At 33.5% G+C, this 26,120-nt stretch carries 23 protein-coding genes; 7 read left to right on the top strand and 16 right to left on the bottom strand.

Annotated features, from left to right (window positions below; all coding sequences use genetic code 11):
- Nucleotides 1-32 precede the first annotated feature (32 nt).
- From H8R24_RS05260 to H8R24_RS05245, 4 genes are all read right to left on the bottom strand, one after another.
- A complete protein-coding gene (locus tag H8R24_RS05260) occupies nucleotides 33-452 on the bottom strand; it encodes a QcrA and Rieske domain-containing protein (RefSeq protein WP_187017436.1) in 420 nt (139 codons plus the stop codon).
- Nucleotides 453-582: 130 nt separating this feature from the next.
- The gene (locus tag H8R24_RS05255; protein WP_187017437.1) at nucleotides 583-3,117 is read right to left on the bottom strand and encodes a TonB-dependent receptor; all 2,535 of its coding nucleotides are present in this window, start codon (nucleotides 3,115-3,117) and stop codon (nucleotides 583-585) included.
- Complete coding sequence (locus H8R24_RS05250; RefSeq protein WP_187017438.1) at nucleotides 3,118-4,014, bottom strand: FecR family protein; 897 nt, start codon at nucleotides 4,012-4,014, stop codon at nucleotides 3,118-3,120. It abuts the gene before it with no gap.
- A 51-nt stretch (nucleotides 4,015-4,065) separates the two neighbouring features.
- Nucleotides 4,066-4,587 carry an RNA polymerase sigma factor gene (locus H8R24_RS05245; RefSeq protein WP_187017439.1) on the bottom strand — a complete coding sequence of 174 codons (522 nt, stop codon included), beginning with the start codon at nucleotides 4,585-4,587 and terminating at the stop codon, nucleotides 4,066-4,068.
- Nucleotides 4,588-4,744: 157 nt separating this feature from the next.
- On the opposite strand from H8R24_RS05245, the gene H8R24_RS05240 reads away from it, so the two are divergent.
- Nucleotides 4,745-5,833 (top strand): hypothetical protein, encoded by a 1,089-nt coding sequence (locus H8R24_RS05240; RefSeq protein ID WP_187017440.1) that lies wholly within the window; start codon nucleotides 4,745-4,747, stop codon nucleotides 5,831-5,833.
- Nucleotides 5,834-5,851: 18 nt separating this feature from the next.
- On the opposite strand, the gene H8R24_RS05235 is transcribed toward H8R24_RS05240, so the two are convergent.
- A complete protein-coding gene (locus H8R24_RS05235; protein WP_187017441.1) occupies nucleotides 5,852-6,088 on the bottom strand; it encodes a CBU_0592 family membrane protein in 237 nt (78 codons plus the stop codon).
- 226 nt (nucleotides 6,089-6,314) lie between these two features.
- Between H8R24_RS05235 and ffh the strand changes: the two genes are divergently transcribed.
- From ffh to H8R24_RS05215, 4 genes are all read left to right on the top strand, one after another.
- Nucleotides 6,315-7,676, top strand: coding sequence for a signal recognition particle protein (gene ffh, locus H8R24_RS05230; protein WP_187017442.1), 1,362 nt, complete (start codon nucleotides 6,315-6,317; stop codon nucleotides 7,674-7,676).
- 76 nt (nucleotides 7,677-7,752) lie between these two features.
- On the top strand, nucleotides 7,753-8,640 hold the full coding sequence (locus H8R24_RS05225) for a bifunctional 5,10-methylenetetrahydrofolate dehydrogenase/5,10-methenyltetrahydrofolate cyclohydrolase (RefSeq protein ID WP_187017443.1): 888 nt from the start codon (nucleotides 7,753-7,755) through the stop codon (nucleotides 8,638-8,640).
- A gap of 60 nt (nucleotides 8,641-8,700) precedes the next feature.
- On the top strand, nucleotides 8,701-9,078 hold the full coding sequence (locus H8R24_RS05220) for a DUF1801 domain-containing protein (RefSeq protein ID WP_187017444.1): 378 nt from the start codon (nucleotides 8,701-8,703) through the stop codon (nucleotides 9,076-9,078).
- 217 nt (nucleotides 9,079-9,295) lie between these two features.
- On the top strand, nucleotides 9,296-10,222 hold the full coding sequence (locus H8R24_RS05215; protein WP_187017445.1) for a magnesium transporter CorA family protein: 927 nt from the start codon (nucleotides 9,296-9,298) through the stop codon (nucleotides 10,220-10,222).
- A gap of 45 nt (nucleotides 10,223-10,267) precedes the next feature.
- Here the strand turns inward: H8R24_RS05215 and rluF are convergent, their stop codons facing one another.
- From rluF to H8R24_RS05195, 4 genes are all read right to left on the bottom strand, one after another.
- Nucleotides 10,268-11,080 carry a 23S rRNA pseudouridine(2604) synthase RluF gene (rluF, locus tag H8R24_RS05210; RefSeq protein WP_187017446.1) on the bottom strand — a complete coding sequence of 271 codons (813 nt, stop codon included), beginning with the start codon at nucleotides 11,078-11,080 and terminating at the stop codon, nucleotides 10,268-10,270.
- A 94-nt stretch (nucleotides 11,081-11,174) separates the two neighbouring features.
- Nucleotides 11,175-12,023, bottom strand: a complete 849-nt coding sequence (locus H8R24_RS05205; protein ID WP_187017447.1) for an alpha/beta fold hydrolase — start codon at nucleotides 12,021-12,023, stop codon at nucleotides 11,175-11,177.
- Between the two features lie 132 nt (nucleotides 12,024-12,155).
- The gene (locus H8R24_RS05200) at nucleotides 12,156-12,935 is read right to left on the bottom strand and encodes a zinc ribbon domain-containing protein (protein WP_187017448.1); all 780 of its coding nucleotides are present in this window, start codon (nucleotides 12,933-12,935) and stop codon (nucleotides 12,156-12,158) included.
- Between the two features lie 4 nt (nucleotides 12,936-12,939).
- On the bottom strand, nucleotides 12,940-14,034 hold the full coding sequence (locus H8R24_RS05195; RefSeq protein ID WP_187017449.1) for a Nif3-like dinuclear metal center hexameric protein: 1,095 nt from the start codon (nucleotides 14,032-14,034) through the stop codon (nucleotides 12,940-12,942).
- Nucleotides 14,035-14,109: 75 nt separating this feature from the next.
- Between H8R24_RS05195 and lpxK the strand changes: the two genes are divergently transcribed.
- Together lpxK and H8R24_RS05185 are read left to right on the top strand one after the other, a co-directional pair.
- The gene (gene lpxK, locus H8R24_RS05190; protein ID WP_187017450.1) at nucleotides 14,110-15,135 is read left to right on the top strand and encodes a tetraacyldisaccharide 4'-kinase; all 1,026 of its coding nucleotides are present in this window, start codon (nucleotides 14,110-14,112) and stop codon (nucleotides 15,133-15,135) included.
- Nucleotides 15,107-15,919 (top strand): purine-nucleoside phosphorylase, encoded by an 813-nt coding sequence (locus tag H8R24_RS05185; RefSeq protein WP_187017451.1) that lies wholly within the window; start codon nucleotides 15,107-15,109, stop codon nucleotides 15,917-15,919. The genes lpxK and H8R24_RS05185 overlap by 29 nt, the downstream gene beginning before the upstream one ends.
- On the opposite strand, the gene H8R24_RS05180 is transcribed toward H8R24_RS05185, so the two are convergent.
- The 7 genes from H8R24_RS05180 to H8R24_RS05150 form a co-directional block, all read right to left on the bottom strand.
- Nucleotides 15,916-18,099, bottom strand: a complete 2,184-nt coding sequence (locus H8R24_RS05180) for a tetratricopeptide repeat-containing hybrid sensor histidine kinase/response regulator (RefSeq protein ID WP_187017452.1) — start codon at nucleotides 18,097-18,099, stop codon at nucleotides 15,916-15,918. The genes H8R24_RS05185 and H8R24_RS05180 overlap by 4 nt on opposite strands.
- A gap of 11 nt (nucleotides 18,100-18,110) precedes the next feature.
- Entirely contained in the window at nucleotides 18,111-19,112 is a 1,002-nt protein-coding gene (gap, locus tag H8R24_RS05175) for a type I glyceraldehyde-3-phosphate dehydrogenase (RefSeq protein ID WP_187017521.1), read from the bottom strand.
- A gap of 77 nt (nucleotides 19,113-19,189) precedes the next feature.
- The gene (lipA, locus tag H8R24_RS05170; RefSeq protein ID WP_187017453.1) at nucleotides 19,190-20,059 is read right to left on the bottom strand and encodes a lipoyl synthase; all 870 of its coding nucleotides are present in this window, start codon (nucleotides 20,057-20,059) and stop codon (nucleotides 19,190-19,192) included.
- Nucleotides 20,060-20,283: 224 nt separating this feature from the next.
- A complete protein-coding gene (locus H8R24_RS05165) occupies nucleotides 20,284-21,111 on the bottom strand; it encodes an energy transducer TonB (RefSeq protein WP_187017454.1) in 828 nt (275 codons plus the stop codon).
- A gap of 226 nt (nucleotides 21,112-21,337) precedes the next feature.
- The gene (locus H8R24_RS05160; RefSeq protein WP_187017455.1) at nucleotides 21,338-22,192 is read right to left on the bottom strand and encodes a thiopeptide-type bacteriocin biosynthesis protein; all 855 of its coding nucleotides are present in this window, start codon (nucleotides 22,190-22,192) and stop codon (nucleotides 21,338-21,340) included.
- Nucleotides 22,193-22,196: 4 nt separating this feature from the next.
- Nucleotides 22,197-24,407: a lantibiotic dehydratase family protein gene (locus H8R24_RS05155; RefSeq protein WP_187017456.1), complete on the bottom strand. Its 2,211-nt coding sequence runs from the start codon at nucleotides 24,405-24,407 to the stop codon at nucleotides 22,197-22,199.
- Nucleotides 24,407-26,080 carry a S8 family serine peptidase gene (locus H8R24_RS05150; RefSeq protein WP_187017457.1) on the bottom strand — a complete coding sequence of 558 codons (1,674 nt, stop codon included), beginning with the start codon at nucleotides 26,078-26,080 and terminating at the stop codon, nucleotides 24,407-24,409. The genes H8R24_RS05155 and H8R24_RS05150 overlap by 1 nt, the downstream gene beginning before the upstream one ends.
- Between the last annotated feature and the right edge of the window lie 40 nt (nucleotides 26,081-26,120).

Raw genomic sequence — 26,120 nt, 5'->3', positions numbered from 1 at the left:
TAAAAAACGCAGTTGATCTTAATAGATATTTATTAGGAGTATACGCGTAATGAATTTCCAACAAGTGTTACATTGTATTGTTTTAGATCGCTTGATCCAGGCCCATTGAGATGACTTCCTGTATTGCTGAAATTTGCTCCGTGGTTTGGGCAATGAAAAGAGTTACTTGAATTGACATAATTCACATTAGTACCTTCATGTGTACAAGCTGCAGAAACAGCAAGGAAAGTCGAGGCATTTACTCTTGCAACAACTATTTTGTTCGATACTAAAAAACCTCCGTCAGTAGCTAAGGAACCAGTTGAGATGTCTAGGATAAAATCTACCGATGTTGGAGCAGCAGTGTTTTCTCCTGCGGAACTACAACTTGTAGCTAAACCAGCTACACAAGCTGGTAATAGGGCTGCAGCCGCGCCAAAACCTACTCTTGAAAAAAATTCTTTTCTGTTCATAATTAATGTTTTTTAGGTGTTTAATTATAAAACAGTTTGGGGTTATTTTACCCTACTATAACTTTGATTTTTTTTGTAAGAATATTTTAATTTCAATCAATACGTGCCATCATACTTTCTGAGAATAGTACTAAAATTGAATTCTAACGCTTAAATTTGGCGTACGACGTAATGAAAATGTTTTAACATCTTCTACAGTATTTGTCAGAGCGCTTATCTTATAATATTCGTTGATTTCGTTTTTTTTATTTAGGATATTAAGTAGAGATAATCCTAATTTGTATTGAATTCCGTTGGTGCTTTCCCATTTGTAGGTGCTTGATAAGTTAATTTGAAAAAACGAACTCAAGAGTTTATTGTTTGGTTTGTTGAAATTTAGCAATGGATTTGCGGGATTTATTATATTATTTACCGGTGTAGTCTCTGGAGGTCCAGAGGACCATCTAGTTCCCAATGCTATTTTAAGGTTTTTTTTATCATACATTGCAGCCCAAGATATTACATGATTCATCTCAAAATTATTGGAAAACTTTGTTGGATTGAATGTTGGGAAATCGTAATTATTGTCATTATAAGTATAGCTAATCCAAGATGAATAATGATTTATTTTTTTTTGTATTAGTATTTCAGTTCCTATGACTGTGTAGTCTCCATTGATTTTCAAAAACTCCAATTGGTTTTGAAATCCTTGACTTTGGCTTGTAATGCCTGTTACTTTTTTGTAAAAATTTTCGAATATAAATAACCATTGGTGCTTTGAGTATGATAGACTGATAGAGAGTTGCTTGCTTTTTTGAATAGGAATCGTAGAGTTGTTAGATAGGATCCAATGTCTTTTTTCTATTCCAAAATAATCTTTTTGGTAATCAATCGTCTGTTGGGAATTTTGACTTTTAAACTCACCTAGTATTTCCAAGTTTAGATGTGTACTTAAGCCGTAGTTAAATTGCAATCGAGGCTCTATATTATATTTTTTAAAATTATAAATATAATTAAAACGAATGCCTGCATTGCAATAAATTCTTGAAATGGTGTCAGTGTAGATTCCTTCAAGAATTACTGCCGATGTACGTAATACTTCTTTGGTTTTGCGGTAAAATTTTGGGTTGTTAATTGTTTCTAGGTTTGTAATCCCAATTTCATTGAATTGGTATCCATTGTTGAATTTTAATTTGGAATTAATGATGTGATTGTTTTCTAGTTTAAAACCAAGATCTAGGACTTTGTTTTCTTGTTTTAATAATTGATCGTCTTGTGCGTTATTTTTTGCACCATCAAGTTCGTAGTATGAAAAGTAGGTGTTGATTTTTGTAGTGTTTTTCGTGCCCCACTTTATTTTCCAGGATAGATTACCTCCATAGTTTTTTTGATATATTGTATTTTCTTCTGAGGAGGCATAGTTGTTATTGGAGGCTTTTTGTAGTACTCTCAGCTTATCGCTAATAGTTATTAAGTCTAGAATGAGCTGATTTTTTGTTCCTATTTTTTGAAAATATTTAAGTGTGATATCGTAGAAGCCAAATTTCTTGTTGCTAGAGTAATTGATGTTTTGATTATTATAAAAATCAGTAATACTAGTGTTTTGAAATGCTTTGTTGTAATACTCTTTGTAGGTAGTTGTTTCTACAAAATCAGTTATTGATTTTCTTCCTGAAATTTCAATAAAAGCTTTTTTTGTAATTTTAAATTTCGAATAAACATCTGCATTTATCATGTTTATGCCTGCGCTAAAGTTCGCGTTATCTGTTTGCTGTGGGTTTGAAGATATTGAAACTACACTAGAGACACTTTCGCCATAAAAGGCAGAGCTTCCATTTTTATAAATAGAAATTGTATGGGCTAAATAGGGATTAAATGCTGAAATTAAACCAAAGAAATGTCCAGTTTGGTACATGCGAATTCCATTCCACAAAAATAAGTTTTGATCATGTGTGCCTCCACGTACATTTATACTTGAAACGCTTTCATCTGTACTATTGATCCCAGGGATTTGTTGCATTGCATGTAAAACATCAGGTTCAATTAAGCCTGGCAAAATTCCAAATTTTTTAGGTTTTATTTCAAATACACCATCGCTTTTGGAAATTCCAGAGGCTAAAAAATAATTAGATCTTATTTCTTGGAGTTCTGTTACCAATGGACTAAGTAAAATAGTAAAGCAATTGGTCTTAAGGATTTCTGCAATCGTAATTTTTTTACTTGCAAAACCAATGTGGCTGATGGTAAAACTAGTTTCGTTTTCTTTTTTAAATGAAAAATAACCCATTTGATTTGTTGTCGCAGTTTTTGCTTGTTCGAAATGAATATTTGCATTTTCGATCGGGCAATTGTCTTTTTCGGATAAGACGTATCCGCAAATTTCTATGTTTTTTTTACTTTTTTTGTTGAAAATGTTGATGTATTTGTCATCTATATTTTCAAAAGATAAATCGGTTATGTTTTCGAGATATAGTAATTTATCTTTTAAAGAAAGTTGCTTTGCAGGTGCGGTTGTTTTAATTGTATTGAGGATATTTTCAGTATAGTTAAAGTTAACATTGTTTTGTTTCTCAATTAACGATAAGATAACTTTTAAAGGAATAGCTTTATTATTGCTTTGACTTGTGGCATTCAAAGCAATAATAAAGGTGAGTATTAAAGTGTAAATACGTTTATAAAAAAACATTTATTTTTCTTCAAAAATTATTTGATCCTTTGCTATGCTATAGTTCAAGTTGTATGTTGTACTAATAATTTGTAGCGCTGTATCTAGATTATTAGTTGGGATTTTTCCAGAGAACACGTTTTCAGTGTTTTTAGTTTTTATTATAATTGTTACATTATATTGTTTTTCAATTTCAGTAATTATAGCCGTTAGTTTTTCTTGTTGGAATGACATTTGATTGTCGATCCATATTGGTTTTGTGATTTGTGATGTAGTGTTGGTTTGTTTACCGTTTTCAAATGTTACACTTTGCCCACTAGTCAATATCAGTTGGGCTTTTTGATAATTAACTTTTACTCTTCCTTCAAAACAAGTTACATTAAATTGATTTTTTTTTGTTTTTACATTAAAGTGTGTTCCTAGAACAGTAACTATTCCTAGCTTAGTTTTTACTTTAAATTTCTTTCCTTTTGTTACTGCAAAGTAGGCCTCACCGTTTAGTTTGAGTTCTCTATTTGTATTCCAATTCCATTTTTTATAGTTTACTTCTGATCCCGAGTTTAATACAACTTCAGAATGATCTGGTAGTAGAAAAGTTCTTTTTTCACCATTGTCTGTAATTTGATTTACGATAGAAATTTTTTCTACACTATAAAACAGCCCTAGTACAATAATTAAGATGGCGGCTATTTTACTAAACCAGATTGTATATAACGTAATCTGCTTTGTTTTTGTTTTTTTTCTACTAATGATTTTCTGGATAATTTTTTCTTCATTGAAATCAGCCACTTCTAGTTGAGAAGAATAGATTTTTATTTTTTCATAGAGTTCATAATCATCACTTGCTTGGAAAGCGGCCAGCTCTTCCTCGTTCATCTCCTCATTCAGCCATTTTGCATGTAAGTAATTTTTTTTCATTTTATTTTGTGTTATATTTGTAATGTATAACAAGGAGGGACAGGGGAGACCCTACTTTAAATTGTTAATTTCTTTTCTCAGTTCAAGTAATGCTTGGCTAATTCGCTTTTCTACGGCTTTTATCCCTATGTTTAGCTCTTCTGCTATTTCAATATATTTTTTTCCGTCAATACGATGCATCAAAAAAGCGACTCGTTGCGTTTCATTTAAATTGGCAATAGCGGTTAAAAGTTTTTTCTTGAATTGTTTTTCTTCCAATATAAATTCAGGTGTTTCATGAGTTTTGTCTCGACTAGTAGTGGTTTTTGAATAATTTAATACAACTTTCTCATGTGCTATAATGTTTAAGGCGCCGTTATTGGCTACAGTATAAACGTATGATTTTGCTTTTTCAATTGGAACATCTTGACAGTTTTGCCATAATCTAATAAAAGCTTCTTGGACTAAATCTTCTGCCTTTTCTTTGTTGCCAAATTTATAGAAAAGAAAGTTTCGTAGCATTTTTGCATTACTTTTAAAAAAAGATGAAAAAATAACTTCGTTACAAGTTTCTGAAAGAGTTTTGTTAAGCATCGTTTATTATTTATTGTGGCGCGAAGGATCATGACAAAGTAGGGTAAATGTATATTAAATTGTTTTTAATTGGTAAACCGTTCCTTAAGATTTCCTTAGGATAATAAAACGTGTGAATTTTTGGTTTATTTTACTTTTATTTGTTTTATTTAAGGCAATGGTAGCGTTTCGTATTAAAGTTCATTTAGATATAGATAATATGCGGTATTTTAGAAAATATTTTACTTTTCAGCTTATAGCTGTAATTTTATTGATTTTTACATCTTGTCAAAGCGAAATTGTGACAGAGGAGTTTACTAATCAAGAAACGATATTGAAAGATAGTCCTTTAACTACTTTTGTTAAGAGAGTTGTAATGCAAAATACTTCGCAAGATGATTTTATAGACAATGCTGCATGCTTTACAGTTAAATTCCCATATTCCGTGATAGTAAACAATACTATTGTATCACTAGATCATGTGGCTGATTATTCTAAAGTTGAAAAACAATTAAGTTTAAGTTCAAATACTAAAGATCCTGTGATTTTTATGTTTCCAATTACTCTCTTATTTACTGATTATACTGAAAAAAAGATTAATAATCAAAGCGAATATGATGCGCAACTACAGACTTGTACGGTTGATTCAAACACCTTTTTAAAGATAAATTGCATTGATTTTGTTTTTCCAATTAAGATAAGTGTTTATGATAGTAATACCCAAATACCTAGTGTTGTTGCTATTACAGATGATAAGTCACTCTATTTTTTTATTGAAAACCTCGGACTAAGTCAATATATATCATTTAATTATCCCTTAATGGTTACTGATAATATTGGGCAAATAGTACCTATTATTAATAATAGTAGGTTAGAAGATGCTATCAAGAAGGCGATAGATAATTGTGGTACAAATAATAGTGCTTCACCATTATTCTTAGAAACCATTACAAGTGGATCTTGGAAAATATCTTATTATTATGAGGACATTGTTAAATCAAGTTTATACGATGGTTATGTTTTCAACTTTAAGAATGATAAAACAGTAACAGTGAATAAAAGTGGTAAGATACTGCAAGGAGAATGGGAGACGAAAGTAGATAATGACGTAAGGGAATTTCGAGTTAAAATTGATTTAAACATATTTAATCCATTAAACGAAGATTGGAAACTTTTTGAATTTAATTCAGATCAGCTTCGTTTTAGAGGTGAGCTCGATGATGGAGACAAGGAAACAAGTTACCTGTATTTTACAAAGGTTAAATAGTTATCTGGTTTACTATCCCTATTTTTTAAATGTTTTAATAAGTCCAAAAAGACTTACTACTCCCCAGGTTCCTTCAAGAATGATAAAGGGAATATAGTGAATTAAAGTAGAGGCGTAGCAAGCAATGCTGGCGCCTATAATATTTAAAACAAAATAGAATTTGCCTTCTTTTGGGATGAAAGAAAAAATATTAAGGAAGTAAGCAAGTAGAATAATGCCCACCCCTATAGAACCAATAATGTCATCGTAACTCATAGTCTTGTCAATAGATTTAGTACTTTTTTATGGTTGTAAAGATAATTGGATTATCGGTTTCTAGTGGATTGCAGGGCAGATTATTGAAGATTTTATAGAGGGTCACTTTTTAAATGCTTTTTATTGTGGTGTTTATTTCTAAAAAGTTGTTTTTTTATTTCGAATACTATTTAAACTTCGGTATCAAATCATTAAATTTGCACTTCAATAAAAGAAAATTATAATTATGTTCGATAATTTAAGCGATAAACTAGACAAAGCCTTTCATATATTAAAAGGACACGGAAAAATTACAGAAGTAAACGTTGCTGACACTTTGAAAGAAGTAAGACGTGCTTTACTTGATGCCGATGTGAATTTTAAAATTGCTAAAGATTTTACAACAAGAGTAAAAGAAAAAGCGATTGGTCAAGATGTTTTAACCACTTTGCAACCAGGACAACTGTTAGTGAAATTGGTAAAAGATGAGTTGACTGAGTTGATGGGTGGAGATGTTGCTGGAATTAATCTTTCTGGTACGCCTTCGGTTATTTTAATGTCAGGTTTACAAGGTTCTGGAAAAACTACTTTCTCTGGAAAACTAGCTAATTATTTATTGACAAAAAAGAATAAAAAACCACTTTTGGTTGCTTGTGATATTTACCGTCCAGCGGCTATCCAGCAATTATATGTTGTGGGAGATTCTATAGGTGTTGAGGTATACTCAGAACCAGAAAATAAAAATCCTGTTGAAATTGCACAAAACGCAATTAAGCATGCTAAAGCAAATGGTTTCAACGTAGTAATTGTCGATACAGCAGGACGTCTTGCTGTTGACAAAGAAATGATGGAGGAAATTGCTCGCGTTCACAAAGCAATTCAACCACAAGAAACATTATTTGTTGTGGATGCCATGACTGGTCAAGATGCTGTAAATACAGCTAAAGCCTTTAATGATATCTTAAATTTTGATGGGGTTATCCTAACTAAATTAGATGGAGATACACGTGGAGGAGCTGCATTGTCTATCAAAACGGTTGTAAATAAACCAATCAAGTTTGTAGGTACAGGAGAAAAAATGGATGCTATTGATGTATTCTATCCAGTACGTATGGCCGAGCGTATCTTAGGAATGGGAGATGTTGTGTCTTTGGTTGAAAGAGCGCAAGAGCAATTTGACGAAGAAGAAGCAAGAAAAATCCAAAAGAAAATTGCAAAAAACGAATTTGGTTTTGACGATTTCTTGTCACAAATTCAGCAAGTAAAGAAAATGGGTAATATGAAAGATTTGGTTGGGATGATACCAGGTGCTTCAAAAGCCATGAAAGATGTAGAGATCGAAGACGATGCTTTCAAACATATTGAAGCTATAATTCACTCTATGACTCCTATCGAAAGAAGCAAGCCTGCAGTTATCGATGTAAAAAGAAAGGCACGTATTGCTAAAGGATCTGGTACAAAAATCGAGCAAGTAAATCAATTGATGAAACAGTTTGAGCAAATGAGTAAGATGATGAAAATGATGCAAGGACCAGGAGGGAAAAACTTAATGAAAATGATGGGTGGTATGAAAGGCGGAATGCCTGGAGGAATGCCTGGAATGAAATAATTATTTTGTTTAAAGTTTCAGGTTTCAAGTGATGTGAAGCCTGAAACTTTGATCTTTAAACTATAAACAAATAACAATGCAACTACTAGACGGAAAGAAAACAGCAGAAGACATTAAAAGCGAAATAGCAACTGAAGTACAAAAAATAAAAAATAGCGGAGGTAAAGTTCCGCATCTTGCAGCAGTAATTGTTGGTACAGATGGCGCTAGTTTAACGTATGTAGGAAGTAAAGTGCGCTCTTGTCAGCAAATTGGTTTTGAATCTACGCTAGTGAGTTTAGAAGATACAATTACAGAAACAGCGTTACTAGATAAAATTAAGGAGCTGAATGCCGATGATAATTTAGACGGGTATATTGTACAGTTGCCTTTGCCTAAGCATATTGATGAGCAAAAAATATTAATGGCAATTGATCCTAATAAAGATGTAGATGGTTTTCATCCTGCAAATTTTGGAAAAATGGCTTTGGAAATGGAGACATTTTTACCTGCTACGCCTTTTGGAATTATGCAATTACTGGAGCGTTATAAAGTAGAAACATCAGGAAAACATACGGTAGTTATTGGCCGTAGTCATATTGTAGGTCGCCCTATGAGTATTTTAATGAGTCGTAAAGGATATCCTGGTGATTCAACCGTAACCTTGACGCATAGTAGAACTAAGGATATTGAAAAATTCACAAAAGAAGCCGATATTATCATAACTGCATTAGGGGTTCCTAATTATTTAAAAGCAGATATGGTAAAAGAAGGTGTTGTGGTAATTGATGTAGGAATTACTAGAGTACCTGATGCATCACACCCTAAGGGATATGTGATTACTGGTGATGTCGATTTTGACGGAGTAAGTAAAAAATCATCCTTTATTACTCCTGTTCCCGGTGGAGTAGGACCTATGACAATTGCAATGTTGTTGAAAAATACGCTTTTGGCTAGAGAGATGAAAATAGCAAGAAACGCTTAAAAAATAGAGAGCCTATCCAATTAAGGATAGGCTTTTTTTTATTATTGTAAACGACAAAAAATGGAATTTAAAACCATAAATGATTTTTTGACCAATCTACCTAAAGAGGAGTTAGAGATTGTGCAATTTATACAAAAAGTAATACGCGATTGCATGCCTGATGCTAAGGAGAAAATAGCTTCTAATATTCCGTTTTATTACCGTCATGCACGTATCTGTTATATTTGGCCCGCTTCGATTTCTTGGGAAAAAGTAACAGCTGGTGTGGGTGTTGGTTTTTGTAAAGACGTGGACTTTTTAGATCATACTTTTGCATCGGTTGCATTGGTGTACAATTCAATTGCAGATATTGATGTGGCGGTGTTGAAGCAACGTATAGAAAGCGCAATTATCTTGGATAATAAAATTGTAAAAGTAAGAAGGAGAAGGATTCAATAAAAGGAGTTTCTGTCATCTTGTAAGAGGATGGGTCTAGAGTTGCATTAAATATTTCTTAAAATTTGCCCATATTCAATTGTCGTACAAAATAAAGAATACTTTTGCACGACTTAAAAAAAGATACCAATATAATGGACGATTATTATTCGGAAATGTTGAACTAATTCTAGCGCTTGTTTGTTTCAAGACGCTATATTAAATACTATAGATTATTGAGATGAGAGCTTTTTACAAAAACAACAACGGATTAATTGCTGCCCAAAATTGGTCGCCAAACTGCTGGATTAATATCGAATGTCCAACAGTTCAAGAGAAAAAATATTTGCTGGAAGAACTCCAGATTCCCGAAGCATTCTACAATGATATTGAAGATATTGATGAAAGACCTCGTATTGAATTAGAGAACGGCTGGACTTTGATTATCATGCGTATTCCGGTTAAAAGTAATGATGTAAAATTGCCTTTTCATACCATTCCTGTGGGTGTCGTTTTTAAAGGTGAAGTATGTGTTACCTTAAGTTTCCACGAAACAGAAATGCTGACTGATTTTGTGGCCTATTCCCAAAAGAAAAATATTGATATAAAAGATAACTTTGATTTGGTATTAAGACTATTACTGTCTTCCAGTGTTTGGTATCTAAAATACTTGAAGCAAGTCAATCAAAAAATTAAGTTGGCCGAAGATAATTTGGAGAAATCCATAAAAAATGAAGAGTTGCAAGCCTTACTGCAAATAGAGAAATGTCTCGTTTTCTTTATGACTTCATTGAAAGGAAATGATATTTTATTGCATCGAATAAAAAACATAAAATCACAACGTGTTAACTATGATTCTGATTTATTAGAAGATGTAGAGATTGAGCTTCGTCAAGCGCAAGAAACCACTAATATTTATAGTGATATTTTAACAGGAACTATGGATGCGTATGCTTCGGTTATTTCGAATAATATGAATAACATCATGAAGCAAATGACCTCTATTTCAATCATTTTGATGATTCCCACGGTGATTGCTAGTTTCTACGGTATGAATGTACCCAATGCATTGCAAAATAATCCTTTTGGCTTGTGGATTATCATACTGATATCTATAATATTATCCGTCTTGGGTGTTTTTTTATTCAAAAGAAGAAGATGGTTTTAAAAAAAAAAAAACGTGTATTTGTAAAATTACACGTTTTTTTTTGGTCTAATAATCACCTCTTTTTTTAAATCGAGGGTCGTCTCTTTTTATAAAATCGGTTCGTCTTTTTATCGGTTCTGCCTTTGGTAAACTCGCTTCTTCGGTTTTACTGGAAGGTTCAATAAGTGTATTTAATTCTTTTATTTCGGCATCTGTCAAATCACGGTATCTTCCTACGGGTACATCTAGTGATATGTTGATGATTCTAATTCTTTTTAAAGCGGTAACGTCATATCCTAAATATTCAGTCATTCGACGTATTTGTCTATTTAAACCTTGTGTTAGGATGATTTTAAAAATGTATTTTGAGATTTGTTCTACTTTACATTTGCGGGTAACCGTGTCTAGAATTGGTACCCCATTTCCCATACGTTCTATAAAGCGATCAGTAATAGGCTTGTTTACGGTAACCGTGTATTCTTTTTCGTGATTGTTTCTAGCGCGTAATATCTTGTTGACAATGTCTCCATCATTGGTCATAAAAATTAAACCTTCACTGGCTTTATCTAGACGGCCAATAGGGAAAATACGTTTGGGATAGTTGATGTAGTCTACAATATTGTTACGAACATCAAGGTTGGTGGTACATTCAATTCCTACGGGTTTGTAAAAAGCAAGATATACAGGTTTGTCTGTTCGTTCTCGTATTAGTTTGCCATCAATACGCACTTCGTCATTCATGGAAACTTTGGTTCCAAGCTCAGGTACAACACCATTGATGGTCACACGACCTTCTTCAATTATTTTGTCTGCCTCACGACGGGAGCAATAACCGGTTTCTCCAATGAATTTGTTGAGGCGTTTTAGATTTTCTTCCATAATGCAAAAGTAACACTAAATTGTTTAATGGTTTAGCTGCTCGTTTGATTATTTATGGGTTGGAGTAAAATCGATTATTTTTGGATGGGAATTTTTAGTTTGATTCGAATAAAAAGGCCGATACTTTTTTATACAATTCATCATCATGCATGCTATGACCCAGGCCTTTTGTTTTTATAAATACAGAATCCTTCCAGCTACTAGCAATTTTTTTACCTTCTTCGAATAAAACAACTTTGTCATCAGCATCATGTGCAACAAGGCCTTTAGTGATAATAGTTGAAGCGAATATTTTGCCAGAGAAATTTTCTAGTTTTAGTTTAAAGTGGTTCAAATAATACGTTTCTAAACCTTTTGAAATCGAAGCATTCAAACTCAATAAATTAATGTAGTTCTTCAGAATTATTTTAAAATCGCTAGGTGCTCCTAGAACAACCATTTTTTTGATGCTGGTATTTTGATAAGTCGATTGGTAATACAAACACGTTTTTCCGCCTAAGGAGTGTCCTATAAGGTGCTGTGGTTTGAATTCTTGAACAACAATGTCTATAAATGAAGCGTATTGTGGAATGTTAAATTCCTTCCCGCTTGATAGCCCGTGGGCGGGACCATCAATTGCTATGATGGTGCTGCCAGTTTGTTGTAAATAAGGCAGCATTTTTTCCCAGCGTGAAGCGTTGCTTTCCCAGCCATGAACTAATAAAATGACAGATTCATTTCCTTTCCAAGTATAGGTTTGAAACGAAGCTTCATTGTGTGTAAAAGTTCTGGTTTCGGCTTTTTGTAAAATTTCGGGTAAGGTTGCGGCTGTTAGTTTGCCGTCACGCGGTTCGCTAAAAAGGGAGTAAGCAAGCGCAGTTGCTTTCTTGGGTAATACAAAACTCAAAAAATTAATGTACAATCCAATTGATTTGGTAAGAAGAAAGTAGATGGTTTTTTTCACATGTTGATATTTAAAGCGTGTTTATCGATCATGTGTAATTGAGATTCGAGTGGGAATGCGGGTAACGAAATTACGGTCATGTTCATTTTATTATAAAAAAAAGTCCCGATGTGAATCGGGACTTAAATATAATTAAAATTTAGAAAATAACATTTCCATTTTTTCTTTTTCTTCATCAGCCAGTACACTGTCGATTAAGATTCTTCCTGAATGCTCATCAGTGATGATTTTCTTTCTAGAAGCAATCTCTACTTGAGTTTGTGGTGGTATTGTAAAGAATGAACCTGCAGATGCTCCTCTTTCGATAGATACAACTGCTAATCCATTGCGTACGCTAGTTCTAATTCTAGTGTAAGCAGCTAGTAATCTTGCTTCGATTTGCTCTTGGTATTCAGCAGATTTCGCTGTTAAAAAAGCTTCTTCTTTAGCAGTTTCTGCCATGATAGCATCTAGCTCTGATTTTTTATGTTTCAAGTGATTAGATTTTACTTCTAATCTCTCTTTTGATTGAGCAATTACTTCTTTCTTGTGTTCGATAGAAGCTTTCATCTCTTTAATGTGCTTTTCAGCTAGTTGGATTTCAAGTTCTTGAAACTCAACTTCTTTAGTTAAAGAGTTAAATTCTCTGTTGTTACGAACATTTTCTTGTTGCTTAGTGTATTTTTTAATACTCTCTTTGTGTTCGTCAATTGCATTCTTTTTAGTTTTGATAAGTTCCTCGACTACTTCAAGTTCACTTTTCAATTTTTCAGAACGTGTGCTTAAACCAGCAACTTCATCTTCTAAATCTTCCACTTCAAGAGGAAGTTCACCTCTTACATTTCTAATTTCGTCAATTCTAGAGTCAATCAATTGTAAATCGTAAATTGCTCTTAACTTGTCCTCAACACTTAATTCTTTCGTATTCGCCATATTCTTATAAGTACTTAACTGGATTTGTATTTTCTTCAGATAAAATGATGGCAAAATTAAGGATTTTTTTCCGAAGAAAATCAACAATATAATTTTTTGTATAGCGTTCGCTCTCAAAATGTCCAATATCGGCCAAAAGTAGCTCATTTTCGGCTTCATAAAACTGATGATACTTCAAATCAGCCGTTAAAAAAGCATCTGCTCCAGCCAAAATAGCATTTTTTATCGCATAACTGCCAGATCCTCCTAAAACGGCAACCCTTTTTATAGGTTTTCCTGTAAAAGCCGAGTGTCGAATGCCGCCCGAAATCATTTTTTCTTTTACTAATTGTAAAAAAGCGATTTCTTCCATCGGTTTTTCAAATTCGGCTATCATTCCTAATCCGATATTTTGATGACTATTTTGCAGTTCATATATTTCATGCGCTACTTCTTCATAAATATGATTAGTGAAAAGCGCTTTTAATATGCGGGATTCTAAATGCTTTTCAAAGGTAACTTCGATTTTAATCTCCGTTCCAGTATGTAGTTTTCCTTTTTCGCCAATTACGGGATTGCTGTTTTCGTTTCCTTGAAAAGTAAAAGTACCTGTAGACGTAAAGCTACAGTTTTCATAATTCCCTATAGCACCTGCTCCAGCCGCAAAAAGAGCGTTTCTAACCTGATCCACATTTTCAGGAACGGTATAGGTCACGAGTTTGCGTAAAAATGTTTGTTTGGGAATTAATATCGTAGCGTTTTTTAATCCTAATGTGTCGCAAAATATTTTATTCACTCCTTCGGGATGGTTGTCTAAGGCAGTATGAACGGCATAAATGGCAATGTCATTGCGTATCGCTTTAACAATAGCGCGTTCTACATAGTTTTTTCCTGTGATTTTTTTTAAGCCCGAAAAAAGGATGGGATGAAAACAAACCACTAAATTGCATTGTTTAGCAATAGCCTCGTCAATAACATTCTCTAATGCATCATGACAAACTAAAACTCCTGTTGCTACAGCATTTTGATCACCTACTAGTAAGCCTACATTATCAAAATCTTCGGCATAAGCAAGTGGCGCCATCTCTTCTAGGACTGCAATTATTTCTTTGATTATCATTTTAGTTGTTTTTTCGAATGAACAAATTAACGAATAATCAAATCAACTTTAAAATAAAAAATATACTTTCGTAAAATGAACGTACTACGCAAAATCCTTTTTCCCTTTGCTATACTATATGGTATCATTACTAGTATTCGCAATTTTCTATTTGATATTGGTGTCTTGAAGTCCACAAGTTTTAACATACCCGTTATTGCAGTGGGGAATTTGAGTGTGGGTGGTACGGGCAAATCTCCACAAATTGAGTACTTGATTCGGTTACTGCAAGATGACTATCGTGTAGCTACTCTCAGTCGCGGTTATAAAAGAGAATCCGAAGGGTATATTCTTGCTGATGCAAATGCAAGTGCGAAAACAATAGGAGACGAACCTTTTCAATACTTTCAAAAATTCAAAAAAGCACAGGTAGCTGTTGATACCAGTAGAAAAAATGGGATCGAACAATTGCTTTCGCAAAAGATAAAACCCCAGTTGATATTGCTTGATGATGCCTATCAACATCGAAAAGTAAAAGCGGGTTTCTATATTTTATTAACTTCGTACGGGGACTTGTATGCAGATGATTTTATGCTTCCCACGGGAAATTTGCGAGAGAGTAGAAGCGGAGCTGCTAGAGCTAATGTGGTTATAGTGACGAAATGTCCTGAAACGCTTTCGCAAAAAGAACAAAACCAGATACAATCAAGATTAAAATTAACCAATGAGCAGGAGTTGTTTTTTACGGCCATAGCTTATGATGATCAGGTTTATTCAGGAAAAGAACAGTTAAGAGTTACTGATATAGCGGGGAAGGAAAAATTACTTTTGGCGGGTATTGCTAAACCACAACCTTTTTTTGCATATTTGCAGGCTGCCAATGATGTAACGATGGTTTATCCGGATCATCATCATTTTACAGAAAAAGATATTACAGACATTAAAAATAAAGCAGAAAACAAAATTATCATTACTACCGAAAAAGACTATGTTAGACTTAAAGGGAGTATTCTGGAAGAGCAACTTTATTATTTACCTATAAAAAGTGCGTTCTTGAATAGAGAAGGTGATTTTATGAAAAAAATTAAAAATTATGTGGGAGAAAGTACAAGAAACAGTTAGTTATATCAATGGTATCAATAGCTTCAATCCAGAGTATGGGGTGATTTTAGGTTCGGGTTTGGGTAGCTTTACAGATGATATTAAAGTCGAATTTACATTGCCATACAATGAAATTCCTAATTTTCCAGTATCTACTGTTCAAGGTCATAAAGGAGCATTGGTTTTTGGAACCATTGGGGATAAGAAAGTAGTGGCTATGCAAGGGCGTTTTCATTATTACGAAGGGTATTCGATGAAAGAGGTAACGTTTCCTATTCGTGTTTTAAAGTTTTTAGGAGTTAAGAAGCTGATTGTTTCTAATGCATCTGGAGGTGTGAATCCAACCTATAAAATTGGGGAAATTATCATCATCAAAGATCATATTAATTTTACACCTGAGCATCCGCTTCGTGGGGCAAACGATGAACGTTTTGGACCTCGTTTTGTAAATATGAGCGAGCCTTATTCTAGAAAAATGATTGCTAAAGCAAAAGAACTTGCAAAGGAACTCAATGTAGAAGTTAAAGACGGAATCTATTTAGGACTTCAAGGGCCTAGCTTTGAAACTTTGGCCGAGTATAAAATGGTTAAAATTTTAGGTGCTGATTGTGTGGGGATGTCTACCGTTTCAGAAGTAATTGTGGCACGTCACATGGACTTAGAAACCTTCGGAATATCTGTAGTTACGGATATAGGAGATGAGGCTAACATAGATTCAATCTCGCATGACGAAGTTTTAGAAGCAGCGCAAAACGCCGAGCCTAATGTTCGAAAATTAATTAAAGAGTTGATCTTAAAATACTAGAATTTAGCCAGTGTTTGTGCAATTACCTGATAGAATTTTTCGGGTACAAAAGGCTTCATAATGACATCATTCATACCAAAAGATAATAGCATTTCTCTGTTCTCATTCAATGAAATTGCAGTAAGTGCTATTATTGGTAGTTTGGTATTGAATTTTCTAACTTTCTGAGTAGCAATAGTACCATTGATTCCTGGTAAATGAACATCCATGAGTACTAATTCATAGTCGTTGTTTTTGATCAGTTCAATGGCATCTTCTCCATTGTCAATGATCTCGGTGATAGCTCCTCTATTTTCAACCATTCTTTTGGTAATCATTTGGTTGATTTTGTTGTCTTCAATAATTAATATTTTCTTATTTTTTAAAGTGTCAAGTTCCGTTATTGCAGGTTTTTCGGTAATTTGAACGGGATTGCTGTCCACGATAAAATCTAAGCCAAAAGTAAATGTAGATCCTTTACCTAGTTTACTTTTTAGCGCTATAGTCCCACCTAATATTTCGATCAATTTTTTGACAATTGTAAGTCCGAGTCCAGTCCCGCCGTATTTACGATTAATAGCAACGGATCCTTGTGAGAAACTTTCAAAAACAATTTCTTGTTTGTCGTCGGGTATTCCAATGCCGGTATCTGTTATGTCAAACCATATTTTAGCGGTTTTAGTATCTCCAGTGATAAGCTTAGCTGTTACGTTGACCTTTCCGTCCTTTGTAAACTTCAGCGCGTTATTGATAAGGTTCATGAATATTTGAGACAATTTAGTAGGGTCACCAATTAAATTATCAGGTATTTTCGGGTCAATTGTAAGGGAGAAATTGTTATTGTTTTTTATTGCTTGTTCTTGCAAAGAATTTTTGATATCTTCAAGTAAATTTTTAATGTTGAAGTTGATGTATTCTATTTCTACTTTATTAGAATCGATTCTATTTACTTCTAGAATTTCATTGATAAACGTAGCGAGATAATTGCTGGAAAATTTTAAAGAAGAGAGGTAATGTAGTTGTGATTTTTTTGGGTCTTCTTCTAGTAGTAAATGGGTGATACCGTTAATTGCGTTAAGTGGTGTTCTAAGTTCGTGGCTTACTGTAGATAAAAAGTCAGATCTTGCTTGAGAAGCTTTTTCTGTTTTTTCTTTTTCAACAATTAGCTCACTGTTTTTTTCTTGAAGTAATTGATTGGATTTTTTCTTTATTTTATTGGTTTTATAAAGTGAAAAACTCAATAATGATAAAATAGAAATTAAAGAAACAGATAGTAAGTTGATGAGTTTAGAGAACTTATTGGTGCGTTCGTTTTCAATATTTTGTTTTTGTACTTTTTCGAGCTTATTTAATCGTTGTGTCTCTTTGAAGTTTTCGTAATCATCAATACCTAGCTTTTCATTATTAACTAAAGATAGATTTTCTTTGAGATTTAAATGCATTTTTAAATACGAATAGGCATTGCTTTTGTCTAAAATAGTATTGTAAACATTGCTTAATGCTAACAGGATCTTGGCTTTTTGCTCTAAATTTTCTTGGTTCTCATTGATGGTTAGTGCTCTGTTAAAATAACTAATCGCCAGGTTATTGCGATTGTTCTCTTTTTCGATCAGACCTATTTGATAAAAGGCTTCGGCTATGCTGTTTGCTGAAGTAGTAGTTATAGGCTTTGCTACGATGTTATTGAAAAGGGAAGTTGCCATTTCAAAGTTACCGTTATTGCGATAGATTATTCCTTCTTGAAGATCGAGAAGTTCGTCGTAGTCGGTGTTTTTTAATTGATTGAAAAAATACTTTGCTTTGTGAAGAGCTATTTCGGCAGTGCTAAAATTTGATTTTACGATCAGTGCAAGACCTTGATAATAATAAGCTGTGGCTAGGTTTGTAGTTGTTTTTTTTTTTTTTGTTTGTTCGAATAAGGAAATGCTTTCGGTAAAGGAATCAATAGCATCATCGTATTTTTGTAAATCAAAATAAATTTTTCCAAGGATGTACGTTTGATCGGCTTGTGCGCTGATGTTGCGATTGGCTTCACTGTAGTCGATTGCTTTTTGAGTATAAAGAAGAGCGTTTTTGTACTTGTTTGCTTTTATGTTTTCAGTAGTCTGTGTAGAAAAATAACTAATACTGTCCTTATTGCTCGTGGTTTGCGAGTAAAGATTTAAACTAATCAAAGCGATAAAAACGATAATATACTTCATTTGGAATCTCTTTATGAATTGTTTTTTGTAAACAATATTAAGTCAATCAAACGGGACGAATAACCAATCTCATTGTCATACCAGCCCACTACTTTTACCATTTTATCAATTACTGATGTTAGTTGGGCGTCAAATAAACAAGAGTGAGTATTGCCAATTATGTCAACTGAAACTATAGGGTCTTCTGTGTAATCTAGAATGCCTTTGTAGTCTTTTTGTGCGGCTTGTTCAAAGGTTTTGTTTATTTCTTCGATGGATACTGCACGCTTTACATTGAAGGTAATGTCAGTTAGAGAGCCGTCTGGAACAGGAACTCGGATACCACATCCACCTATTTTTCCCTCTAAGATAGGGAAAATTTTTGTTAATGCCTTAGCTGCACCAGTTGTTGTTGGTACAATAGATTGACTAGCACCTCGCGCACGACGTAAATCTTTGTGCGGTTGGTCGTGTAAACTCTGGTCTGTTGTATAGGAGTGGATTGTGGTTATATACGCTTGTTCGATACCACAAAGTTCATCTATGATTTTTATCATCGGTGCTGCGTTATTAGTGGTGCAGCTTGCATTTGAGATGATAGTTTCGGTTCCGTCAAGGATGTGTTCATTAACACCTAGAACTACCGTCTTGATCGTATCTACTTCGGATGGAGCAGACAAAATAACTTTTTTTGCGCCAGCGATAATGTGTTTGTTTAAATCTTCGTGAGTTTTGTATTTACCTGTACATTCAATGACGTAATCAATGGTTAAGCTGTTCCAGTCAAGGTTTGAAATGTTTTTCTCATGAAAAAAAAGAAAATGACTGTCGTTAACCCAAATTCCTTCTTCGTCTGATGTGATTTTTTGAGGTAAAACACCGTGAATACTGTCGTATTTTAATAGATGAGCCATTGTTTTTGTGTCGGCAATGTCATTAATTGCAACTACTTCAATGGACGGGTGGTTTAAAAGTAAACGAAATAAATTTCGACCAATTCTTCCAAAACCATTTATGGCAACTCTTATCATAATGTCGTAAAGTCTAAAGTATGAAAAGTCGTAAAGCAAAATATTCACGTCTTCCGACTTTTAGACTTTACGACTTTTGACTATAATATGTGTTTTTGTGCTTTGTATGATGAACGTACAAGAGGTCCGCTTTCTACATGTCTGAAACCTAGTTCTAAACCAAATTTTTCATAAATAGCAAATTGTTCCGGTGTTATAAATTCTTTTACCGGTAAATGCTTTTTACTTGGTTGTAGGTATTGACCTATAGTTACAACATCAACATTGGCAGCGCGTAAATCTCTCATCGTTTGAAAAACTTCTTCTTCAAGTTCGCCAAGACCTAGCATAATACCTGATTTGGTTCTATTAATCCCCTTTTCTTTTAAGTATCTTAATACTTCTAAGCTTCGGTCGTATTTGGCTTGTATGCGTACTTCACGTGTTAATCGGCGTACGGTTTCTACATTGTGCGATACTACTTCAGGATTAGCTTCTACAATACGGTCAATGTTTCTTTCGATTCCTTGAAAGTCCGGAATCAATGTTTCTAGCGTAGTGGTAGGGTTCATTCTTCGAATAGCCTTTACGGTTTCTATCCAAATGATTGATCCGCCATCTTTCAAATCATCTCTATCAACACTTGTAATTACAGCATGTTTGATGTTCATGATTTTTATAGAACGTGCTACTTTTTCGGGTTCGTCCCAGTCCACCGTTTCTGGTCGGCCAGTTTTTACACCACAAAAACCGCAAGATCGCGTGCATGTGTTTCCTAAAATCATAAAAGTAGCCGTTCCTTCGCCCCAGCATTCTCCCATATTTGGGCAGCTTCCAGAAGTGCAAATGGTGTTTAAGCTATATTTATCTACTAAGCCTCGAAGCTCTGTATATTTTTGTCCTATCGGGAGTTTTACCTTTAGCCATTTTGGCTTTCCAACCGGTAAAGTATTTTCTAAAACAGTTTCCATAAAATCAATTTTCAAAACACAAAGATAAGCAATACACTTTTAAAATAGGTTGTTTAGCGGGTGAAGCTTGGTGATTCTTTTTTGTTAATTTTTGAGGCTTTTGTTAGGTTTTGTTTAATCTAAGCTGAAACGGATTACAAAAGCCAAAAGTAATTAGGGTTGTTGTTGTTGTTTTAGGTTTTAAATAAAAAGCAGAACCGTTAAGTTCTGCTTTTGTTTATGTTTTAATGCATTTGTACCGTAATGGGTAGGTTGTACGAAGTTCTAACCGGCTTGGTACCCATCATTCCAGGAGACCATTTGGTTTTCATCGATTGTAAAACACGTACAGCTTCCTTGCCTAGTCCATAACCAGGGTCGTTTTTTACCTGAATACTAGACATACTTCCATCTTTTTCGACTACAAAAGAAACAAAAATACGAATGCTACGTTCTGCATCTACTTCAGGGGTTTCAAAATTTTTACCTATATAGGTGTAGAATTTATTGATACCGCCTGGAAATTCGGGTAATTTATCTAGAATGGCACTAGTTACTACGGTGTCGCCGTAATCAACTGGAGTGGTGCTTGCAACGGCTACTACAGGTTCTGTGCTTGTTCCAGTGCCCGTTGTTGCTGTTCCTTCTGGGCTTCCTTTGTGCATCGTGCTGCTTTCAATAGTTGTCGCTAGATCTGGCGTAGCAAGTGGAGCTTTCACAATTATAGGGTTAGACAGTTGCTTTTTATCAATGGTTGCTAGTGGTTTTTGAGCAACGATTTGCGGCATCACTTTTTGTTCTGGTTTTTTTATCGGTTGCGTTAAAGTGGTCACTTGGATAATTTCATCAATTGGTTCCAGTATGGTTGCTGCTGCTTCGGTTTCCATCAGATTAAAAAAGCTTAATACACGCGGAATACTCATTAAAGAAGCGCATAATAGCAGTCCCATAAAAAGTGCATACAACGAAGTTTTGCTGTTTTCCTTACGCAATTGATACGCACCATATTCTTTGTTTCTGTTTTCGAAAACTAGATTGATCCAGTTCCCTTCGTAAAGGTTTTGTTTAGACATAATTTATGGATTTAATGGTTAAGTAGCAGTTAAATCATAAGCGATGGTGTTTAGTATAACAACGAAAACAGTAAGAATTTTATTGTGTGTTTTGTTAATTATTTATCAAATAATTAAAAGTTTTTTTAAATTGTATAGAAAAGTAGTGTTTGTTAACAAGAAGTTTAGGGTTTTGTTATCTTCTGTTTCTGATGATTTAGGCCAATAGTTTTAAATAATTTTGAAATTATGAGAGTCGTTTATATTCTTTCATCTTGTAAAACCGAAATAAGTGATCATAAATCAATAATTCATACATTCTTTGTTTTGAACTATATTGTCTATTCACCATCATGTGAATATGACTCATTAAAAAACTAAGCAATGAAATATGTAGTTTGTCATTGATCAAAAGAATTGTTGCGGATATTTGATTACTCTTTTCCTGAATCAGTATACAAAATTCATTATAATTAGCTGTTGCACCTTCGGACAGAAGTATTTCCATTTCCGGGAATAACTCTCTATACTGTTTGTCCATTTCCTTTTTCAAAACCTTATCTGCATTAAATTCCTTTTTGAAAGACGATTGTAATTCATCCATCAAAAGCAATTTGTCACTATTACTTATCGAAAAGCAATTTAAAAACTGGTCAATCGCGAGAAAACTAAAAAGAAGTTGTGTTTCATCTTTTTCAAAAGTCGATTTCAAAAGTAAATATTGTAAAATCATTTCGCTATCATGCCAAAACAGCGTTTCGGAATCTTCAATGGTTTTTGCGCCATACCTTTCTATTTCTCTTTGATAGGTATCTGTTTGAATTTTCCAAACACTATTTTCTTCAAGAAGTTCATTAAGAATTGGATAAATTTTAGCGATTACTTCTGTTAAACTATTCGGCTTTGAGAGTAGGAAACGTATTCGCAAATGACTATCTGTATCTTTATATCGTATGAAGAACCATTTTAGGATTAGTTTTTTTTCGTTTAATTCTAAAATTATAGGAAATAGTTTTTCAAGTAAAATATGATCTGCTGTTGTAACACCAGTATATATTTTGTAGTACAACCATTCACTTCCTATGCAAAAATCTCTTTTCATGTTTTTATAATTCTTCTTTATAAAAGGATAAAATAAACTGATTTGAAAAAAAGTCTCCATCTTTATTTTTTACAATAGAACCTTCTGCAAAAAGAAATTCTTCTAAAGTGATTTTGGAATATTTACTGACAGATTTCAAAAGCAACCGTACACAAATTTCTTTTTCAAAATCAAGCAAAAGGGTATTGTCAAAATGAACCCAATTTGCAAATCTAGGAATGTTTCTCTCTAATCTCCAGCGTTTAAATACTTTAAATAATTGGCTTTCGTCTGTTTTTAAAAAGCTTACTATTTCTTTTTTACTCACAATCCATTTAGCTTTCGAAAGGATGACATCTTTATAGTTTACTCTTGGAAAAAAATCATAATGTGACTCTAGTATTCCCCAACTGAAACTATAAATGGGCTTTACGTCTTGTAACTGTAAATCGCATAAAAAATGGTAAATAGGCAAGGATTGACTGGAATAATTATGAGCATTTGATAAACAAGGGATAACTTCTTTATCATGTTTTTTGGATCTTAGAATTATTCGGTTGTTTTTGATTGACACCATTAAATCATTTATATCCAAAGCATAATCCCTAGTTACACCAGAATTAGAAAGATAGGCAATTTCATAATCACGCAAAACGGGTCTTCTCAATATGTTTCCAGTTCTGGATTCTGGAATATGAACTATTTCTGCAAGAATTTTGTCAGGATAACATTTCTTTTCTTTTTCGACAATTTCTTTTGTCAAATTATGGATGGTCGTATTTCCATTACAAAAACGTCCTAACAATTTGGCTGCACTCACATTGTCCGAAGATTCAATTGCTATAAGTTCTTTTTCTTGATTAGTGGCAACTTCAATCATAACCGAAAATGTGGCTGGGGTATTATCCCAATTCGCTTCAAATTCAGGAAAATCTACTTCAGAAAGTGAAATTACTTTTTCGTTTTTCGAAAAACATTCTTGCAGTTTTTTCTGTAGTACAAAATCGTTTGCTGTCCAGATTTGACTATCTTCATTAGGTGTCTTACTTTTAAAAGTAAATTTCTCTAATAGGTCATAAGTATCATTCATATCTGAATTTTGAATATACCCAATGCCTATTTCTGTGTCTAAAACAGTTGCTAATGGCATTTCACGCGATTCATATCGTTGGATAAATGCTTTTGTAAATTGAGTATGATTTTGAGATTTTGTTTTTCGCTGTATCCCATTCAAAAATCGCAAGGCTTTCAAGACTTTGTAGGAGACTGTTGTGTTCAAAGTATTTCTTGAAGTAGTTAATTCTAGATCCGTTTGAAACAGGTATTTTTTATCATATTCTAAGCCCATTTGTTGAATGGCGGTTTTAATATCCTTATAATTTTTTTCTGACGGTATTAGGTTCTTATCTAAATTTAAAAGACGATTTCTGACAGTTTGCAAAAGTTTACTATCCTCTTTTAAAGCTGGGATTTTATTGAGGATCACAAAAAGGGTGGTCCAGTCGTCGTTTCCGGTTACAGTAGCATCAAGCTCACTTACAAGAAATTGAAAATCGATTAATTGATTGATGTATTCAAGAGCTTCTTTTGTTTCTGATTCATCATCGATAATCATTGAAACCATTTGATTAATAGTCAGTCCTGATTTTGCCTGGGTTAATAAAAGGTCTAATTGTATCGATTTTTGCAATGCCGAAATGCTGTGTTCCCTTTTTGTTTTTACGTATTTGTATTCGACATAACGATAAAAATCGCCTACTACATAAATAGAGTTATTTGGATAAAATTTTAGAGATTGTTTAATTTCTTTTCTCGTTGCCAACTCTTGTAATAATGCCACCCAAAATTGCATGTCAAATTGCGTAAAGCGCTTGAATTTTTCAGGAGATTCGAGTATAATGTTTGTTTCATTCGTAAAATTACCCACAGTGCAACCCGCAAATAATCCAAAAGGAGTGCAGCGAGAGGATATTCTGGCATTATATTTTAGTAATGTAAGGGCTAAATTATCTTTTCTTTTTGGTGAAACAATTAAAGGATCAGATTTCCATCTATCTAATTCTTTTAATAGTTCCGGGGAAGCTATGCGAATTGCCTCTCTAAAAAAAGGATTTTCAAATCCTTTCAATAGGGCTTGTGCAGCATAATCGTTTACTAGATTTAGATATGTGCTTACTGGAAAAGTTGGGGTTCTTAATACATATTGCGAGAAAGGCAGTACTTTATAGGATTTCATTATCGTTTCGCTTTACTCCGTTTTTCTGCCAGCTTCATAGCATTGTACACATTGAGCACTTTGCCTGATTTTGATAATTCCGAAAAAGGTACTTTTTTATCTTTTGTTCCTGGAAGTATAACTTCAATGTTATAGGAGCTTCCTGATTCCATAATGATTTGTTTTACTTCAACAGCAGAAAAGTTAGGATAGTATGACCAAATTAATGCTGCTGTACCAGAAACCATTGGACCTGCTAAAGAGGTGCCGGAATCTGTAGTGTATGTGTTTCCTGTTGATGTCGTATATATTTCTTCTCCTGGTGCAAATAAATCTACATTTTGTTTACCATAATTAGAAAAATTAGAGACAAATGTACTGTCTACTCTAGAAGAAATGGACCCTACATTAATAAAGTTATTGCATAAGTCTACAGAACCATCAAAATTATTGTCACTAGGGTAGTAGGGATTTTCATCAATATTAAATCCATTGTTTCCTGAACAATGTACAAGTAAAACATTATGTTCCTCGGCATACTTAAAAGCTTCAAAAACCCATTCTTTTTGCAATGAGAATTCTTTACCAAAGGACATATTGATCACCTTGGCGCCATTGTCAACTGCATAATGTATTGCCATGGTAATGTCTTTATCATGCTCGTCTCCTGAAAAGGAAATATTTAGGGGCATTATTTTTGCTTTTTGTGCGATGCCTTTTATGCCTTTGCCATTATTTCTGTTGGATGCAATTATTCCTGATACTTTTGTTCCATGATCTTGAATAGATCGGAAGCCTGTTTTAGAAATGCTAATATGGTTGCTTCCATATCCTTTAAGTAATACCTTTGGGTCATCTCCGATAAGTATTCTTTCGTTATAGTCTAAATTGATGTTTTTATTAACAATGGAATCTAATTGAGCTACGGTTTCCTTCATTTTTTCTATTGTCTTTTCGTCATAGTCGAATCGCACTTTCATGAAGGCTGCCATAGCTCCAATATCTCTGTCGTCGTCTTTTCTCCGCTGTCCAAAAGTTTTATCGTTAATTTTATATTTTTCATAAAGACTATCTAATTGTTCATAAGTGTAATCCTCATTAGGAAAATAATGTTTTAAACTGTCTTTGACGATCGGGAATATAACTTCACTATATTTTGATGATGTAAGCCAATTTTTATAGTTTGAGTATTCTTTTTCATATGTTTTTTCGGCTCTTTTGTATTCGTAGTAATTCGAAAGTTGTTGGGGTGAAATCTGACTCTCAGCTTTGCCCTTAAAAAGTGTGTCGCGTTCTCTGATTACTCTAACATATTCAAAATTACCCCAAACAACGTAATCGCCTTTTGTATTAGATGTGAAATTCCAGCCATTAACATCGTCTACATAGCCATTGTTGTCATCATCGATTCCATTGTTAGGGATTTCACTAGGATTGGACCAAATTTGTCCTTTTAAATCTTCATGACGATCATCAATTTGAGTGTCGATAACTGCAACTATTATTTCTTTTGATTGTGGATTCTTCTTATTTTGTTTGTACCATTTGTCTATAGAAATCCCAGGAATTCTATCTAAGTCGTAATCTTGTTGATACCAAGTTTGTGATTTTTTATTGGTTTGTGCTATGTCAGCATTTATAATCGATCTGTTGGTAATTGTCTTTTGTGAAGTTTTACATGCTATCGCTAACATAACAAATAATAAAACAAAATATTTTTTCATACACTATTCA

This window comes from Flavobacterium muglaense, from assembly GCF_014305155.1.
Taxonomy (GTDB): domain Bacteria; phylum Bacteroidota; class Bacteroidia; order Flavobacteriales; family Flavobacteriaceae; genus Flavobacterium; species Flavobacterium muglaense.
Note: the sequence above shows the minus strand (reverse complement) of the source record. Positions and strands in the feature narration are given on the sequence as shown.

What these genes read in the sequence shown, in the direction of transcription:
- H8R24_RS05260 (WP_187017436.1), bottom strand. Translation starts at nt 452, where the DNA reads ATGAACAGAAAAGAATTTTTTTCAAGAGTAGGTTTTGGCGCGGCTGCA.
- H8R24_RS05255 (WP_187017437.1), bottom strand. Translation starts at nt 3,117, where the DNA reads ATGTTTTTTTATAAACGTATTTACACTTTAATACTCACCTTTATTATT.
- H8R24_RS05250 (WP_187017438.1), bottom strand. Translation starts at nt 4,014, where the DNA reads ATGAAAAAAAATTACTTACATGCAAAATGGCTGAATGAGGAGATGAAC.
- H8R24_RS05245 (WP_187017439.1), bottom strand. Translation starts at nt 4,587, where the DNA reads ATGCTTAACAAAACTCTTTCAGAAACTTGTAACGAAGTTATTTTTTCA.
- H8R24_RS05240 (WP_187017440.1), top strand. Translation starts at nt 4,745, where the DNA reads ATGGTAGCGTTTCGTATTAAAGTTCATTTAGATATAGATAATATGCGG.
- H8R24_RS05235 (WP_187017441.1), bottom strand. Translation starts at nt 6,088, where the DNA reads ATGAGTTACGATGACATTATTGGTTCTATAGGGGTGGGCATTATTCTA.
- ffh (WP_187017442.1), top strand. Translation starts at nt 6,315, where the DNA reads ATGTTCGATAATTTAAGCGATAAACTAGACAAAGCCTTTCATATATTA.
- H8R24_RS05225 (WP_187017443.1), top strand. Translation starts at nt 7,753, where the DNA reads ATGCAACTACTAGACGGAAAGAAAACAGCAGAAGACATTAAAAGCGAA.
- H8R24_RS05220 (WP_187017444.1), top strand. Translation starts at nt 8,701, where the DNA reads ATGGAATTTAAAACCATAAATGATTTTTTGACCAATCTACCTAAAGAG.
- H8R24_RS05215 (WP_187017445.1), top strand. Translation starts at nt 9,296, where the DNA reads ATGAGAGCTTTTTACAAAAACAACAACGGATTAATTGCTGCCCAAAAT.
- rluF (WP_187017446.1), bottom strand. Translation starts at nt 11,080, where the DNA reads ATGGAAGAAAATCTAAAACGCCTCAACAAATTCATTGGAGAAACCGGT.
- H8R24_RS05200 (WP_187017448.1), bottom strand. Translation starts at nt 12,935, where the DNA reads ATGGCGAATACGAAAGAATTAAGTGTTGAGGACAAGTTAAGAGCAATT.
- H8R24_RS05195 (WP_187017449.1), bottom strand. Translation starts at nt 14,034, where the DNA reads ATGATAATCAAAGAAATAATTGCAGTCCTAGAAGAGATGGCGCCACTT.
- lpxK (WP_187017450.1), top strand. Translation starts at nt 14,110, where the DNA reads ATGAACGTACTACGCAAAATCCTTTTTCCCTTTGCTATACTATATGGT.
- H8R24_RS05185 (WP_187017451.1), top strand. Translation starts at nt 15,107, where the DNA reads ATGTGGGAGAAAGTACAAGAAACAGTTAGTTATATCAATGGTATCAAT.
- H8R24_RS05180 (WP_187017452.1), bottom strand. Translation starts at nt 18,099, where the DNA reads ATGAAGTATATTATCGTTTTTATCGCTTTGATTAGTTTAAATCTTTAC.
- lipA (WP_187017453.1), bottom strand. Translation starts at nt 20,059, where the DNA reads ATGGAAACTGTTTTAGAAAATACTTTACCGGTTGGAAAGCCAAAATGG.
- H8R24_RS05165 (WP_187017454.1), bottom strand. Translation starts at nt 21,111, where the DNA reads ATGTCTAAACAAAACCTTTACGAAGGGAACTGGATCAATCTAGTTTTC.
- H8R24_RS05160 (WP_187017455.1), bottom strand. Translation starts at nt 22,192, where the DNA reads ATGAAAAGAGATTTTTGCATAGGAAGTGAATGGTTGTACTACAAAATA.
- H8R24_RS05155 (WP_187017456.1), bottom strand. Translation starts at nt 24,407, where the DNA reads ATGAAATCCTATAAAGTACTGCCTTTCTCGCAATATGTATTAAGAACC.
- H8R24_RS05150 (WP_187017457.1), bottom strand. Translation starts at nt 26,080, where the DNA reads ATGTTAGCGATAGCATGTAAAACTTCACAAAAGACAATTACCAACAGA.